13 protein-coding genes are annotated in these 15,732 nt (G+C 41.7%); 1 reads left to right on the forward strand and 12 read right to left on the reverse strand.

The window, feature by feature from the left end; translation table 11 throughout:
* Positions 1–137 precede the first annotated feature (137 nt).
* On the forward strand, positions 138–680 hold the full coding sequence (locus CS921_RS01405; protein WP_099221249.1) for a PadR family transcriptional regulator: 543 nt from the start codon (positions 138–140) through the stop codon (positions 678–680).
* Between the two features lie 37 nt (positions 681–717).
* Here the strand turns inward: CS921_RS01405 and CS921_RS01410 are convergent, their stop codons facing one another.
* From CS921_RS01410 to CS921_RS01465, 12 genes are all read right to left on the reverse strand, one after another.
* Positions 718–2,520, reverse strand: coding sequence for an immunoglobulin-like domain-containing protein (locus CS921_RS01410; protein WP_099221250.1), 1,803 nt, complete (start codon positions 2,518–2,520; stop codon positions 718–720).
* Between the two features lie 166 nt (positions 2,521–2,686).
* Positions 2,687–3,448: a pyruvate formate-lyase-activating protein gene (gene pflA / locus CS921_RS01415; protein WP_099221251.1), complete on the reverse strand. Its 762-nt coding sequence runs from the start codon at positions 3,446–3,448 to the stop codon at positions 2,687–2,689.
* A 306-nt stretch (positions 3,449–3,754) separates the two neighbouring features.
* On the reverse strand, positions 3,755–4,327 hold the full coding sequence (locus CS921_RS01420) for a glycerol-3-phosphate responsive antiterminator (RefSeq protein ID WP_099221252.1): 573 nt from the start codon (positions 4,325–4,327) through the stop codon (positions 3,755–3,757).
* 11 nt (positions 4,328–4,338) lie between these two features.
* A complete protein-coding gene (gene mutL, locus CS921_RS01425) occupies positions 4,339–6,219 on the reverse strand; it encodes a DNA mismatch repair endonuclease MutL (protein ID WP_099221253.1) in 1,881 nt (626 codons plus the stop codon).
* Positions 6,220–6,234: 15 nt separating this feature from the next.
* Positions 6,235–8,859: a DNA mismatch repair protein MutS gene (gene mutS / locus CS921_RS01430; RefSeq protein ID WP_099221254.1), complete on the reverse strand. Its 2,625-nt coding sequence runs from the start codon at positions 8,857–8,859 to the stop codon at positions 6,235–6,237.
* Positions 8,860–8,948: 89 nt separating this feature from the next.
* Positions 8,949–9,311 carry a YlbF/YmcA family competence regulator gene (locus CS921_RS01435; protein WP_099221255.1) on the reverse strand — a complete coding sequence of 121 codons (363 nt, stop codon included), beginning with the start codon at positions 9,309–9,311 and terminating at the stop codon, positions 8,949–8,951.
* Positions 9,312–9,328: 17 nt separating this feature from the next.
* Positions 9,329–10,129, reverse strand: coding sequence for a TIGR00282 family metallophosphoesterase (locus CS921_RS01440; RefSeq protein ID WP_099221256.1), 801 nt, complete (start codon positions 10,127–10,129; stop codon positions 9,329–9,331).
* A gap of 30 nt (positions 10,130–10,159) precedes the next feature.
* Entirely contained in the window at positions 10,160–10,636 is a 477-nt protein-coding gene (locus CS921_RS01445) for a GNAT family N-acetyltransferase (protein ID WP_099221505.1), read from the reverse strand.
* Between the two features lie 28 nt (positions 10,637–10,664).
* Positions 10,665–11,513: a prephenate dehydratase gene (gene pheA, locus CS921_RS01450; protein ID WP_099221257.1), complete on the reverse strand. Its 849-nt coding sequence runs from the start codon at positions 11,511–11,513 to the stop codon at positions 10,665–10,667.
* Between the two features lie 69 nt (positions 11,514–11,582).
* Positions 11,583–12,875: a GTPase ObgE gene (gene obgE / locus CS921_RS01455; protein WP_099221258.1), complete on the reverse strand. Its 1,293-nt coding sequence runs from the start codon at positions 12,873–12,875 to the stop codon at positions 11,583–11,585.
* 398 nt (positions 12,876–13,273) lie between these two features.
* On the reverse strand, positions 13,274–14,767 hold the full coding sequence (glpK, locus tag CS921_RS01460; protein WP_099221259.1) for a glycerol kinase GlpK: 1,494 nt from the start codon (positions 14,765–14,767) through the stop codon (positions 13,274–13,276).
* A 52-nt stretch (positions 14,768–14,819) separates the two neighbouring features.
* Complete coding sequence (locus CS921_RS01465; protein WP_099221260.1) at positions 14,820–15,638, reverse strand: MIP/aquaporin family protein; 819 nt, start codon at positions 15,636–15,638, stop codon at positions 14,820–14,822.
* Between the last annotated feature and the right edge of the window lie 94 nt (positions 15,639–15,732).

A 15,732-nucleotide genomic window follows, 5' to 3' on the forward strand; every position in this document is an offset into this window, starting at 1 on the left:
TTATACATTCTCTAGTGTAAGGTAATTTGAAACATATGTCAATATTTACATATGTAATTTATGACATATGTTTGATTTGTCTTATCTGATGAAATCCTTTACAATAGAACTAAGATAACTATCAGAAGGTGAAAAAAATGCCCAATCTATTAGGAATTACTTTATTAGAAATGATTGCCCGGAAGGCTTCTAGCGGTTATGATCTGGCTTATCAGTTGAAAATTATGCAAAACACGCATCATAGTCAAATTTATCCTACTTTAGCAAAACTTGAGGAAGCTGGTTTGCTTCATGTTGAAAAACAAGTCCAAGATGGAAAGCCCAATAAAAAAATCTATACCATTACGGAAGCTGGCTTAAAGACGCTTTACGAGTGGTCCGAAAAGCCAGCTAAGATTCCTGTTACACGAGATGAATTTACAATCAAACTCCAACTTGACTGGCTAAATCCAGATCGAACAAGTCAACTTTTGAATGAACGGAAAAATTATTTAAATGAGCAATGTGAACTGATTAATGCTACCCTAACACATTTTGAAAATGAGCTTGGATTAGTATCAGAAACAGATAAAAAAAGGAATATGTCCTACCAAATTTATCTGCGAAAAAAACAACTAGTTCGTGCAGAAATTGATTGGTGTAATGATTTGTTAGAAAAAAATGAAAAACCCAGTTCTTAGGCGCACTACAAGCATGCGCTAAGAACTGGGTTTAGTTTTATTTTTTACGAAGGTAGAGAGCGCCATAGCCAACAAGCGCCAATCCTAGCAAAAGCATGGAGCTACCAACCGCTTGATCCCCCGTTTGAGGTAAAGTTTGGTTGGTTTCTTGCGGTGTAACGACTGTATCTGCAGTAGCTGGTGGGAGTATTTGAGGTGTTTGATTATTGTTGTTATCGTCGTCGTTATCTGACGGAATTACATTTGGTGAATCAGCTATGACTTTAACAGCCATGGTAGACTCTGTTTTGGCACCAACTGAGTCGGTCACACTATAAGTTACCGTATAATCACCTGCTAATGCCGTGTCAACTGTATTATTCTCAACGACTAATTTGTCTGTTAAATTGCCATCCTCGTAGTCCTTCGCAGTGGCATAGTCGAGCGGATTAAATGTATCACCTACATGAAGGGTGACGCTGCTCGGATTATTTATAACGGGAGAGTCGTTGATGACATGAATGGTAACGTTTTTGGTAGTCGTTTGTCCTTGTGCATCCGCCACCGAATAAGTGATGGGATAGTCTCCTGGTTTTGTGTTGTCAACCGTTCCCGTATAGGTAATCTGGTTGGTTAGGTCTCCGTCTTCCGTATCCGTAGCTGTGACATTTTTTAGCACATCGACTTTATCGCCAACATGGATTGTTTGGTCAGTAGCAAAAATAGCTGGCGGATCATTGATGACAGTCACATTTACCGTTATAGTAGCCGTGCCTCCTTGGCTGTCTGTTACTGAATAAGTGATGGGATAGACGCCGACCGTTTGATTGTCGACAGAACCTGTAATAACGATTTGGTTTGTCAAATCGCCGTCTTCTTCATCCGTAGCTGTGACATTTGCTCGTAAATCAGGATTCTGCTCAACGTGAATGGTTTTATCACTTGCTGCGATGATCGGCTGCACATTGTAAATCCAGTCGAGCGGTTGAAGAACCGTTCCGCTGAAATAAAAAGCCTCTTCCCCTTCAAACTCTGTATAGTTGAATGTGTAGCTGGTATTTTCAGTGCCAGCAGGGATATCGGTCCATGAAATTTCATTGGAAACTGAATCATATGTGCCATCATTAGAAATATTAACTGGCTCAATATAGTTATTAATCCCTCTAATCTTATTCGGGACAGTTAGATCCACTTTTCCTTCAGTGACAGTTTGGATGGGCATGGTGATGCTTTGTTGTTCCACATAAATTGTCCCAACTGTTTTACCAGCTACAGCCGAGACATCATAAACATGATTATTTTCTAGATAAACAGCATGAATGGCGTCTAAATCTGTTAGAACGGTAATATCTTCAATATTATTATTGATCAAGTCTAAGTTTGTGAGCTGTTGCATGTTTTGAACTGGCGAAATATCTTGAATCTGATTATTAGTCAATTCGAGTTCCTGAAGCGTTGTCAACGATGCCAATTGTGAAATATCCGTGATGTTGTCGTTATCAAGATAGAGATGGGTTATTTTAGGCAACTGAGCGATCGGTGATAAATCCTGTAAATCAGAGTTATTGATCGATAAATTGTCTAAATTGGTTGAGTATTGGAGCCCTTCTAGCGAATGAACCTGACCAAAAGCATTTCCATCATAGCTTAAAACCGTCAAGCCTTCCAACTCAGCTTGTGTAGGGTCATGCGCTTGAATGTCATCCCCCGTGTATCCTAATGCTTCATTGATTGCATAACGTAATGCTTGGTCTGGTACTAATGAATCTGCTGCTATAGCTGAACTGGCCCAAGCAGGTACGGTGATAAAGAGAACTAGCATTGTTGCAAACACCATACGAATAATTTTTTTCATTTTCATAATGATTCCCCCTTCTTTTTACAAAACATCCTAATGGATCTATACTCCTCCCTTTCCTTCCGGTGTTAGCACTATACCCTTATTTACCATGTTCGCAAACCTCAAAACGTTAAAAATACAACAAAAAAACTGGGAATCATATAAAAATAATGATTCCCAGTTTTTATTAGCTTACAGTTGCATCAGGATAGGATTTGGTATCTAAAATCCGATTGGCCATGGCCACCGTCTCTTTATCAGGTGTTTCAATTCCTTCAAGCGGATAACGAATGCCCAGCTTTTCCCATTTGAAAACGCCCATTGTGTGATATGGCAGGACTTCCACTTTTCGAACATTCTTAAGCTGGCTAATAAATTCATGTAGCTTAGTCAAGTCGGCTGGATCATCTGTTTTAGTTGGTACCAGTACATGCCGGAGCCAGATAGGTTGATCACGATCACTTAGATATTTTGCAAAATCAAGAATAGGGGCATTGGGACGCGTGGTCAATTTAATGTGCTTGGCCGGGTCGATCTGTTTGATATCTAGCAGTACGAGATCCGTTAAATCCATGAGCCGATCCAATTTCTCGATAAATTCTGGGTCGCGTGAAAAACATCCACCACAAGTATCTACTGCTGTTCTAACGCCTGCTTTCTTATAGAGAGTGAATAGTTCAATCAAAAAATCAATCTGTAGAAGTGGTTCGCCGCCACTTACTGTTACACCACCGCCAGTACCATCCCAAAATGCCTTGTAACTAATGGACTGATCAAAAATTTCTTGTGCAGTAACTTCTTTACCTGTACCAATTTTCCATGTATCAGGATTATGGCAGTACTGACAACGAAGCAGACAGCCCTGCATAAAAATAATAAAACGAACACCAGGACCATCAACGGAACCCATCGTCTCTGTTGAATGAATTCTTCCAATTACCTCAGTCATGATTCTCTTCTTCCTTTCGTGACGCACATCTATTTTAAAACTCTTTGTATAATAATGAACAATAATTGTTTACACTGTAATCATAACACATTTTAGAAAAAATACTACAGTTTTCATAAAAAAAGTTTGACATTTTTTTGTCTTTTTTCGAAAGAAGCTGTTGAATATAGCAATTTAAAGCGGTTTCCAGTAATTGCAGTCGGAATTTCAATTTCACCCTGTATTAATGAATCGAGATATTCTGTTTTATAACAGATGACTACTTCATATAGTGCTATTGAACACAAAAAAACATGTGAACAATTGTTATTCACATGTTTTTCCACGCGGCCATAAATGTTGATCGGATGTAGTGACCGCGATGGCCCCTGCTTTTTGGACTGCCTGTATTTGTTCTTGATTTTCAATTAATCCGCCTGCAATTATCGGGATATCGAGTCGGTGAAAAGTCTTTTCGATTTGCCCGGGCAGAATACCTGGCAGGAGCTCCACTGCATCTGGTTTTACTTTTTGAATGAGTGCCAATCCTTTTTCGTAGGCACTGGAATCAATCATAAATAAACGTTGAATAGCCAAAACGTGATGTTGCTTAGCTTTCAGAACGACATTGCCTCGTGTTGAAATAATCCCATGCGGTCGTACTTCCTGACATAAAAATTCGACTGCATAATCATCATTTTTCAGGCCATTTATAAGATCCGCATGAAGTAAAACTTTTTTGCCATTCGTCGTAGCAAAATGAACAAGCGGCTTCAGCTGTGCGATATGTGTTTCAAGCATTACCATGTATGCGCCTGTTGCTTGCTCGACAATTTTTTCCACATCTTTTTGATGACGTGCAGCAGGAATGATGAGCTGCTCTCCAAATAATCTCTTCATACTAACTCCCTCTACATAACCCGCTTGAACATTTTTTCAAGCTCATAGGTCGTGTATTCAATGATAACAGGTCGACCATGCGGACAAGTAAATGGATCTTCTGCTTGTCGCAAAGTTTCCAGCAGTGTCTCCATATCGATCATCGTTAAATAGTGATTAGCTTTGATCGATTTCTTACAACTCATCATAATCGCCGTATCTTCTCTTAATTTATGAATACTGATACTTGGTGCATGCAGCGCCTCGTCAATAATGGCGCGCAAGGTCTCCTCCTCTTCTCCTTTTGGAAACCATGTAGGATGAGCGCGAATAATAAAGCTGCCGGTGCCAAAGTTCTCAAGAAAGACACCCACTTCTTCCAATTTTTCTTTTTGTTCTTGCAGTCGAATAAATTCATCGTTGGAAAACTCCAAAACAATCGGCACTAACAGTTCTTGCAATTCGCGTGAAACTTCACCAATTTTTTCGCGGAAGAATTCATATTTGATTCGCTCTTGAGCCGCATGCTGATCAATAATATACAGCCCCTTCTCATTTTGAGCTAAAATATAGGTCGCATGCATTTGCCCAATTGGATACATCTTGGGGATACGCGGCTCTTTTTCAGGCGCTACTTCCTCGGCCCGCGTTTCAGGTGGTTCTGCCGCATAAAGTGCTTCTTGTTCGCGTACCCCGCTTGCATCACTCTCAGGCGGTACATATGCTGGAATATCTGGCTGACTGAAAAGTGGGCGCGGTTCTCCTTGAGACTTCTCCTCTGCCTCTTCAAAGAATGCCGGCTTTTCTTCAGCCGTTTCCTGTTCTTTTTCTTCTTTAGGAGCGGCTTTTAGCGGATTTAAATCCATCTGAAGCTGCTCGGAAGCAAGTTTTTGTTTTTTGGAGATTTCGCCACTAGGAATAAGTTGCAACTGATGGAAAGCCTTTTTCAACATTTCGGCGATCAGCTGCCCTAACTCTTTCTCCTTACTAAGCCGTACCTCAAGTTTAGCTGGATGAACATTCACATCCACAATAATTGGATCCATATCGATTTGAAGGACGATGATGGGAAATCGGCCAATCGGCAAAAGCGTATGGTACCCTTCCTGAATCGCTTTCACCAGTGCAAAATTCTTGATAAATCGCCCATTGATGATGGTTGAGATATAGTTTCGGTTGGAACGATTGACTTCTGGCAAGACAGCATAGCCGCTAATTTTGAAATCCAAGGACTCAGCAGAAACGGGGACTGTTTTTTTGGCAATCGAGACGCCGTAAATTGCTGCCATGACCTGTCTGAGATCCCCATTGCCGTTTGTTTCTAAAAGTGACTTGCCATTATGTGAAAGGCGGAAACTAATCGTTGGATGTGCCAAAGCCAGGCGGTTAATAATATCCGTAATGTTGCCAAGTTCAGTGGGCAGGCTTTTTAAATATTTCAGGCGAGCCGGTGTATTATAAAATAACTGGCTCACTTCAATTTGCGTGCCTTTGCGTGATTGACTGCTGGTTTTCTCTAATACTTTGCCACCTTCAAGAATAATTTTAGTGCCGGGGCCATTACCAGTAGATGTGGTCATTTCGACATGTGCAACAGAAGCAATACTCGGAAGTGCCTCGCCGCGAAAGCCTAATGTATGAACTCGAAATAAGTCATTTTCATTTTTGATCTTGCTGGTTGCATGCCGTAAAAAAGCCACGGGAACATCTTCCGGGTCGATTCCGTCGCCATTATCGATGACCGTCATCTTATTCAAACCTGCTTCCTCGATCAGAATATCGATGACTGTGCTTCCGGCATCAATCGCATTTTCAACGAGTTCCTTTATCACCGAAGCCGGACGTTCAACCACTTCTCCAGCGGCAATCTTATTGGATAAGGCGTCACTTAATTCAACAATTTTTGTAGACATCTTACATTCCCGCCTTTACTTTAATTTCTTTTGCAATTCATAAAGTTTATTCATGGCGTCCATTGGTGTCATCTGCATGAGATTGATGCCTCGCACTTCTTTGATGAACTCACTTTCTTTTTTGGCCTGTTTTGGTGCTTCATCAATTGGAAACATTGAAAGCTGAACCTCTTCATGGATTTCCATACCAAGATCAGCCAGCTCAGCAGCTTTTACTTTTGTTTCTGGTAATTTTGATGGCAGTGTTTGGGAATTCTTACTTTCTTTTTCAAGCTCCGTTAAAATATCACTGGCACGTGCAATCAATTTTTCAGGAAGTCGGGCAAGCTGTGCGACATGGATTCCGTAACTCTTGTCGGCTGGTCCTTCCTTAATTTTATGAAGGAAGACGACTTTCCCGTTCTCTTCAATCGCACTGACATGAATATTGACTAAACTTTCCAGTGAATCTTGAAGAATTGTGAGTTCATGATAGTGCGTAGAAAACAGTGTTTTGGCATGCACTTCTTCATGGATATATTCAATAATCGCTTGCGCTAGTGCCATACCATCATAAGTTGCAGTTCCACGACCAATTTCATCAAATAAAATCAAACTGTCTTTGGTTGCATGGACAATTGCATTTCTAGCTTCTAACATTTCGACCATAAATGTACTTTGGCCCGCAATTAAATCATCTGCTGCGCCAATACGTGTAAAAACTTGATCGAAAATCGGTAAAACAGCTTCTTCTGCTGGTACGAAGCAGCCGATTTGTGCACAAATCGCCGTCAGGGCAATCTGCCGCATATAGGTGCTTTTACCTGACATATTGGGCCCAGTAATTAGTAAGATTTCACGTGAATCATTTAGCTCACAGTCATTCGCTACATAAGTCTGAGCGCCCATGACTTTCTCAACAACAGGATGTCGACCGCCTTTTACTGAAAGTGTACCGTTTTCGCTAAGTGTTGGCCGGATAAAATGATTTTTTTCACTGATTTCAGCAAAGCTCTGCAGGCAATCAATCATACTAATCTTTTTAGCCAGTTCTTGCAGGCGTTCGATATATGTTTTAACCATTTCACGAATTTCCGAGAAAAGACGGTATTCCAAATCAACACTTTTTTCCTCTGCCTCTAGGATGAGCTTTTCCTTCTCTTTCAATTCAGGTGTGATATAGCGCTCCGCATTGGTCAATGTTTGTTTGCGTTCATAGCGTCCTTCCGGCAAAAGATGTGTGTTGGCACGTGTCACTTCAATATAGTAACCGAACACACGATTAAATCCAACTTTTAGAGACTTAATGCCTGTCAGCTGTCGTTCTTTTGCTTCAAGTTCAGCAATCCAGCTTTTTCCATTGCGGCTTGCATCTCGGTATGTATCCAGTTCCGCGTTATAGCCATCCTTGATGATGCCGCCCTCACGAATCGAAAGCGGTGGCGACTCAATAACGGCCTGTTCTAAAATCTCAGTTAGCTCCTCACAAGGATCGAGCTCCGCCGCTAGTTTGGCCAAATTGGTTGCTCCAGCCATACTCGTAATGGTAGCTTTGATTTTCGGAATCTGATAAAGTGAGTTGCGAAGTTGAATTAAATCACGGGCATTGACATTCCCGTAAGCAACTCGTCCAGCAAGGCGTTCTAAATCATAGACGTTTTTCAGATTTTCAATCAATTCCACGCGCTCAAAGAAGTGGGCTTTTAATTCAGCCACATCATCCTGCCGCTCCAAAATCATGGCACGGTCAATTAATGGACGATCAATCCATTGCTTTAAAAGTCGCCCCCCCATTGCCGTTTTTGTCTGGTCAAGAAGCCAAAGCAGTGTTCCTTGCCGTCCCTTGCCACGAATGGATTCAGAAAGCTCCAGATTACGTTTTGAATAATAGTCCATTTTCATATAATGGCTAGTTTCATAATGAATTGCTTTTTGCAAATGCCCCAGATCCCGCTTTTGCGTATCAGAAAGGTAATTGAGTAAAATAGCAATGGCTTTTTTTTCGGTAGGTGTTGTACTGCGATCAACTAGGGATTCAAAGGAGGCACTCAGCGTAGTGTTTTCATGAAGCGAAAGAGTTAGTCCAAGCTGATCTTTTATATTGTCAGGGAGAAGGGCTTGATCCTTTTCGCTTATGACAAGCTCACGAGTTGAAAGCGTTGAGAGTTCATTTAAAAGACGCTCCGTTTCCGCAGTGAGCAAGGTCGACTTCAATTCTCCAGTGGAAAGATCACAATAAGCAAAACCACATTCTCGGTCTTCAAAACGATAAAGCGCTGAAATAAAGTTATTCTCTTTTTCCTTAAGCCCTTTTTCGTCCATGACCGTTCCTGGGGAGATGAGCTGAACCACTTCCCTTTTGACCATGCCTTTAGTTGTTTTAGGATCCTCTACTTGTTCACAAATCGCCACTTTATAGCCTTTTTCAATCAATGTATCAATATAGCCGCTTGCCGAATGATAGGGAACTCCGCACATGGGAATCTTCTCTTCGCCTCCGCCTTCACGACCTGTTAAAGTAATCTCAAGAATTTGTGAAGCTTTTAATGCATCATCAAAAAACATTTCATAAAAATCGCCTAGTCGGAAAAATAAAAATGCATCCTGATACCCGGCCTTTATTGCCAAATATTGCTGCATCATTGGTGTATATTCTGCCATTTTCTTCATCATCCCTTACTTATTATGCGTGTATTGTCTATTTTTTATTATAACATAAAGAATAACTGCTTTCATCGCATGAAAAGCAGTTATTCTTCGGTATCTAAATGACGGGAAACACGTTCTTCTATCTCTTTTGTGAGCGCTTGGAGCAGATCATTTGCTTCTGTTTGTGTACGTCTGAATTCCGCCACAACTGGTAAAGTCTCCAGCTCGTTTTGCAGGCGATCTATCTCTTGTTCCGTCTGTTTTAATGCTTGGTATTTTCCGTAATGTTCTAGATTTACTGCTTGTTTTTGCAAAGCCTTAATTTGATTTACTTTTTGAGCAATTTTTTTGTTTTGATTAATCCGTTCTTCGGCTGCTTGATAGGCTTTTATCTCATCTGTTTGACGCAGCGTCTGACGGATTTTTTTTGCTTCTTGAATCAGTTCATCACGCTGATACGCCATTCGTTTCTCCCCCTTGATTAAGAATAGAAAGGATTATCTTCGTTGATTAGAATCCGTTCGATCCGGCTTGCTTTGCCTGAATCCTCGTTTAGTGTAATTAGACAAGCAGAAAGTACCGCACGTCCTTTTTTAGGAACTTCAAAGCGTGTTGGGAGGCTTGTCTTGAATCGACGTAAAACAGCTTCCTTTTCCATGCCAAGAATCGCGTCATAAGGGCCAGTCATGCCAGTATCCGTTAAATAGGCTGTTCCTTCTGGTAAAATTCGATTATCTGAAGTCTGAACATGCGTGTGCGTTCCGACAACGGCAGATACTCGTCCATCTAAATACCAACCCATCGCTTCCTTTTCGCTAGTCGTTTCTGCATGGAAATCTACAAAAATGATATTGGTGCGTTTTTTAGCTTCGGCAACAAGCTCATCTATTTTACGGAACGGATCATCCAAATCAGCCATAAAAGTCCGTCCTTGTAAATTAATAACGGCTACTTCATGCTGATTGCTTTTTACAAAAACCATACCAGTTCCAGGTGTTGTATCTTCAGGATAGTTGGCTGGTCGAACAAGATATTTTGCTTCATCAATAAATTCAAAAATATCTCGGTTATCAAAACTATGATTACCAAGCGTCACAGCACTGGCACCTAGTTCAAGAAATTGTTTATAAATTTTTTCAGTGATCCCGCGGCCGCTTGCAGCATTTTCACCATTCATAATCGTGATGGTTGGTTTGTACTTTGCTTTTAGTTTTGGCAAATATTCACTGACCGCATCACGACCAATCGAGCCAACGATATCTCCGATGAATAAAATTTTCATTTTGTCATTCCTACTTTCATTAAACTCCAGTCAAGTATAACATATTTTTTTGCTTCGTCGCTCCATGAGGGCTACATCTCGAAAAACGCCATCCATTTCACCTAGCTTTTCGTGGATACAAAGTGTCTGAAAGTCAAATTTCTCATGCAAATGGATACTAGCTCTATTTTCTGGGAATATTAGGGATTGAAGTGTCCATATTCCCGCTTCTTCGCTTGCTGTAATCATCGCATCCATCAGCGCTGACCCCATTCCTTTGCCCTTTGCCTGAGAGGACACATAGATGCTTAGTTCAGCAACACCGCGGTAACTAGGCATGCTGGAAAAAGGAAGTAAAGCCGCAAAGCCAACAACATGCTCTTTTTGAACGGCAACAAGACGACAGATGGGCAGATATTTACGATCCCATTCCTCGTAACTTAAAGCGTTTGTTTGAAACGTAGCATTTTTTGTGGCGATACCTTCTTCGTAAATCGCACTCATTTCTGGATAGTCCTGCTTCTTCATCTGTCTAATCAACATCTAGCGCGCCTCCTTATTCACTGCTTAAGCGATACACGTGATAGGTTCCAAAAATATTGGTTTGACCACCTAACAATTTAATCTCTTCTAATGCATTTTGAATCAAACCATGCTGATCTTTTGAAAGTAGATCGATTAGAAAGAAATATTCGCCTAATGCTGTTTTTAAAGGACGTGACTCAATTTTGCTCAGATCAATATTTCGCCAGGCAAAAGTTGAAAGGATCTTATGTAAGGCACCTGGAAGGTTATTGGGTAAAAGAACGCTGACCGTCGTTTTTTCTTCTTCCGGTGTTAATGAAATATTGATACTTTTCCGACTTAGAACAAAAAAACGCGTCTGATTCAGCTCTAAATCCTGTGCATTATCAGCTACAATATCTAATCCATACTCTAATGCGGCCATCTTGGGTGCAATTGCAGCAGAAAGTTCTTCTGGATGTTCACTCACCCATTTTGCCGCATAAGCTGTTGAGGGGGTCGCTTCTCTTTCCACACCGTAAAGTTCCGTTTGGAGAAATTTTTCACACTGCGCAAGCCCTTGCGGATGACTAAGGATTTTTTGAACAGATCGCCAAGAGGTGTGATTACTCGGATGAACCATTACATGTTGCGCGATAGGCAAAACGAGTTCTGCCACAACGGGAACATTGGAAAAATGAAACAGATAATCAAGCGTTATATTGACGCTTCCTTCAATCGTATTTTCAATGGGCACGATACTTACATCAACTTCATGATTTTCGAGTGCCATGATGCAGTCAGGAATGGTATTTTGCGGTAATAATTCGTCACTTGGAAAAGCTTGTTTTGCAACCGCGTGGGAAAATGAGGCGGTAGGTCCCAGAAAAGCTACTCTCATGTCGATCGCTCCCTTTTATCGTTAATTGGTCAAAAAGAGCAGAGAGCATTAGCCTCTCTGCCCCACTTATTATTCCATGAATTCAAATTCGTAATCTAGCAGCCTTACTGTGTCACCGTCTTGTGCTCCGCGAACGCGAAGGGCATCATCTACACCCATAGCGCGAAGCTGGCGGGCAAAGCGATTGATTGATGCATCCCGTTCAAAATTCGTCATTGTAAAGAGACGCTCAATTTTTTCGCCATTCAATACAAATGCGCCATCATCATCACGTGTGATGGTAAAATCAGGCTCTTCAGCTTCATATTTATAAAGAACCGTGTCTTCTTCTTCTTTTTCAAGCAGTTCGTCTAGCGGGAACTCCGGTGTAGTTTCGAGCTTGTCTGCTACTGACAACAATAATTCGCGCAAGCCGGTTTTTGTTAGGGCTGAGATAGGGAAAATTGGCGTATCATCATCACCCAGCTGCTCTTTAAACTTCGCTAACTGTTCTTCCGCCTCAGGCATATCCATTTTATTTGCCACGATAACTTGTGGACGCTCCATTAAGCGTAAATTATATGCTTCCAATTCCTTATTAATCGCTAGGTAGTCTTCATATGGCTCGCGTCCTTCTGAACCAGACATATCAATCACATGGACAATGACGCGTGTTCGCTCGATATGCCGTAAAAATTGATGACCTAGTCCAACACCTTGACTGGCACCTTCAATTAGTCCTGGAAGGTCAGCCATGACAAAACTTCGGCCATCCCCAGTGTCTACCATACCAAGATTCGGAACAATCGTTGTAAAATGATAGGCCGCGATTTTTGGTCGTGCTGCTGAAACAACTGACAATAGTGTGGACTTTCCGACACTTGGAAAACCGACAAGTCCCACATCAGCTAAAACCTTCAGTTCTAGTTGGATATTACGCTCTTGCCCGGGCTCCCCGTTTTCCGATAACTCAGGTGCTGGATTCGCCGGTGTAGCGAAGCGTTTGTTGCCTCGACCACCTCGGCCAGCCTTAGCAATAACCGCTTGTTGATTGTGTGCCACTAAATCAGCCACAACCTCGCCTGTATCGACGTCTTTTACTAACGTGCCTGGTGGAACCATAATGACTAAATCATCAGCTCCGCGCCCATGCATGCTTTTACTCATGCCATTTTCCCCATTAGGAGCCTTGAATTTGCGTTTATAACGAAAATCAACAAGTGTACGCAACCCCTCATCTACTTGAAAGACTACATCTCCACCCTTGCCGCCGTCTCCACCAGCAGGTCCGCCATTAGGAACAAATTTTTCGCGACGGAAAGCCACCATGCCATTACCGCCATTACCGGCCTTTACATATATCTTAACCTGATCTACAAACATTTTTAGTATTCTCCGTTCTCTCAAATTCTTATCCCTTCATTATATCAAGAAAACTGCTAATCGCCAACCCGTAATTATCTGCTTTTGTTTCTCTTTATTTATATCATACTTTTCGCCTGTATAGTGAAAAAGCAGTAAAATGAATTTTTTGGTTACTTTATGACTGTAAAAATCGATTGATGGACTTAAAATTCGCTAGGCGTGCCAGCTTTATAAGTCCATTAAGTGCTTATACACACTTTTATGCATGATGAGAGAAAATCTGTCACAAAGTCTTCTTGCTTGATCATTACACTTAAAATTATTCTTTATTTATTTCACGAAAAACAAATAAAACGCGAACTCGTGTTGCATAAAAAAACAGCTCCTTAAGAATCAAGGAGCTGCGAATGACCTAATTATTTAAAAGCTTGTGCAGCATTTACCGCTTTATGCCAACCGTCATAAAGTTGTTCACGTGTTTCCTCTTTCATTTCAACTTCAAAACGTTTATTTAGTTTCCAATTTTTGATAATTTCTTTCTTATCTTCCCACACACCAACAGCTAGACCTGCCAAGTATGCAGCGCCCAAAACAGTCGTTTCCAGATTCTCTGGACGTTCGACAGGAACATCTAAGATATCAGCTTGGAACTGCATTAAGAAGTTGTTCGCCGAAGCCCCACCATCAACTCGGAGTGCTTTCAGCTTGATTTTTGAATCCTGCTCCATCGCATGCAGCACATCACGGGTCTGATAGGCAAGGGATTCTAATGTAGCGCGAATGAAGTGTTCTTTTTCTGTCCCACGGGTGATGCCAAACACAGCACCACGAACATCTGAGTCCCAATAAGGAGCACCTAAACCAACAAATGCTGGGACGACATAGACACCATCAGAGCTTTCAATTCGTTCAGCATAATTTTCCGAATCGCTTGATTGTCGGACCATTCTAAGACCGTCACGGAGCCACTGAATGGCGGATCCTGCAACAAAAATACTTCCTTCAAGCGCATATTCGACCTTTCCATCAAGTCCCCATGCAAGCGTCGTTAACAGACCGTTTTCAGAGCGAACGGCTTTATCGCCTGTATTCATAAGCAGGAAGCAACCTGTTCCATAGGTGTTTTTTGCCATTCCTTTTTCAAAGCAGCCCTGACCAAATAGCGCGGACTGTTGGTCGCCGGCAATTCCGCATACAGGAACCTCCTCACCAAAGAAATGATAAGGGACAGTTTTTGCGTAGATTTCGGAGGATTCTCTCACTTCTGGCAGCATGGCTTTCGGTACATTAAGCATCTCAAGAAGTTCGTCATCCCACTTTAGATCGAAAATATTGTAAAGTAGTGTCCTGGAAGCATTCGAATAGTCTGTGACATGGGCACGGCCGCCAGTCAATTTCCAGACAAGCCAACTGTCAATCGTTCCGAAAAGCAGCTCGCCTTTTTCAGCACGTTCCTGTGCTCCATCAACGTTATCCAAAATCCAGCGTACTTTTGTTCCAGCGAAGTATGCATCAATCAGTAACCCAGTTTTTTCACGTACCATTTCTTCACGACCATCTGCGCGCAACTTTTTGCAGATATCATCTGTTTGCCGAGACTGCCAAACAATCGCGTTATAGATAGGATTGCCACTTTCCTTGTCCCAAACAACCGTCGTTTCACGCTGATTGGTGATCCCGATACCAGCAATTTGTTTAGACGAAATATTGGTTTTCAAAAGAACACCCGCAATGACAGCAAGAATGGAAGCCCAAATTTCATTTGCATTATGTTCAACCCAACCTGGTTTTGGGAAAATTTGTTCAAACTCTTCCTGTTCTACCCCGATTACTTCCCCATCACTATCAATAATCATTGCACGCGAACTAGTGGTTCCTTGGTCGAGTGCTAAAATATATTTCTTTTCCATTGTTGAAAATCCTCCTTTAAGTATCTTTGCAAACTTCGTCTTATGTTAAAGATTACGTTAAATCATTTTTCTTGTCGAGTGTCATTGCGAGAACTAGGACGAGTATAAATAATGCGCCAAACGCCCATAGCCACATGCTAACGTCTCCATTAATAATTGCATTGTAGGAGAGTGCCCCAAGCGCCCCTCCAAGAAGTGGTCCAATTACTGGCACCCAAGAATAGGACCAGTCAGATCCGCCTTTACCGGCAATTGGCCAAACAAAGTGCGCAATTCTTGGCCCTAGGTCACGAGCTGGATTGATTGCATAACCGGTTGTGCCCCCTAGACTCATCCCAATAACAACAATAAGTGCGCCCACTACTAGTGGATTTAAGCCCTCTGAAAATGTATTTGCACCAAGTGATAATAAACCAAATACTAAAATAAAGGTACCCAGTGCTTCACCAAAAACGTTTGATGTATAATGACGGATGGCAGGTGCAGTTGAAAACACACCCAGTTTCGTCGGTTTATCCTCTGTTTTTTTCCAATGAGGATAGTAGTGCAGCCAAACAAGTGTGGCGCCTATAAAGGCTCCGATAAATTGAGCGCCAATATAAGGAAGCACATAATCCCAAGGAAAAGCTCCAGCAAGCGCCATTCCGAGTGTTACAGCTGGATTGAGATGCGCCATGCTCATATACCCAGAGACATATACACCCATTGTTACAGCAAGCCCCCAAGCAAGTGTGACAACCACCCAGCCGCCACTTTCTGCTTTTGACCATTTTAGTGAAACCCCCGCGACAACTCCACCGCCAAAAAGAACAAGTACAGCTGTGCCAATCAACTCCCCTAGAAACTGCGTCCCTAAACTTGTGTCGATCATTTTTTCCAACTCCTTTTGATTAGTTTTTTAGTCCTGCTTGCAAACACTTTGCCCCTTGTTTAGCTGCTGAACTATTTATTTCAAAAGAAAAATG

The sequence above is a fragment of the Listeria costaricensis genome (assembly GCF_900183385.1).
GTDB lineage: Bacteria > Bacillota > Bacilli > Lactobacillales > Listeriaceae > Listeria > Listeria costaricensis.

What these genes read in the sequence shown, in the direction of transcription:
- CS921_RS01445 (WP_099221505.1), bottom strand. Translation starts at nt 10,636, where the DNA reads ATGAAGAAGCAGGACTATCCAGAAATGAGTGCGATTTACGAAGAAGGT.
- glpK (WP_099221259.1), bottom strand. Translation starts at nt 14,767, where the DNA reads ATGGAAAAGAAATATATTTTAGCACTCGACCAAGGAACCACTAGTTCG.
- pflA (WP_099221251.1), bottom strand. Translation starts at nt 3,448, where the DNA reads ATGACTGAGGTAATTGGAAGAATTCATTCAACAGAGACGATGGGTTCC.
- pheA (WP_099221257.1), bottom strand. Translation starts at nt 11,513, where the DNA reads ATGAGAGTAGCTTTTCTGGGACCTACCGCCTCATTTTCCCACGCGGTT.
- mutL (WP_099221253.1), bottom strand. Translation starts at nt 6,219, where the DNA reads ATGTCTACAAAAATTGTTGAATTAAGTGACGCCTTATCCAATAAGATT.
- CS921_RS01405 (WP_099221249.1), top strand. Translation starts at nt 138, where the DNA reads ATGCCCAATCTATTAGGAATTACTTTATTAGAAATGATTGCCCGGAAG.
- CS921_RS01440 (WP_099221256.1), bottom strand. Translation starts at nt 10,129, where the DNA reads ATGAAAATTTTATTCATCGGAGATATCGTTGGCTCGATTGGTCGTGAT.
- CS921_RS01410 (WP_099221250.1), bottom strand. Translation starts at nt 2,520, where the DNA reads ATGAAAATGAAAAAAATTATTCGTATGGTGTTTGCAACAATGCTAGTT.
- CS921_RS01420 (WP_099221252.1), bottom strand. Translation starts at nt 4,327, where the DNA reads ATGAAGAGATTATTTGGAGAGCAGCTCATCATTCCTGCTGCACGTCAT.
- mutS (WP_099221254.1), bottom strand. Translation starts at nt 8,859, where the DNA reads ATGGCAGAATATACACCAATGATGCAGCAATATTTGGCAATAAAGGCC.
- obgE (WP_099221258.1), bottom strand. Translation starts at nt 12,875, where the DNA reads ATGTTTGTAGATCAGGTTAAGATATATGTAAAGGCCGGTAATGGCGGT.
- CS921_RS01435 (WP_099221255.1), bottom strand. Translation starts at nt 9,311, where the DNA reads ATGGCGTATCAGCGTGATGAACTGATTCAAGAAGCAAAAAAAATCCGT.
- CS921_RS01465 (WP_099221260.1), bottom strand. Translation starts at nt 15,638, where the DNA reads ATGATCGACACAAGTTTAGGGACGCAGTTTCTAGGGGAGTTGATTGGC.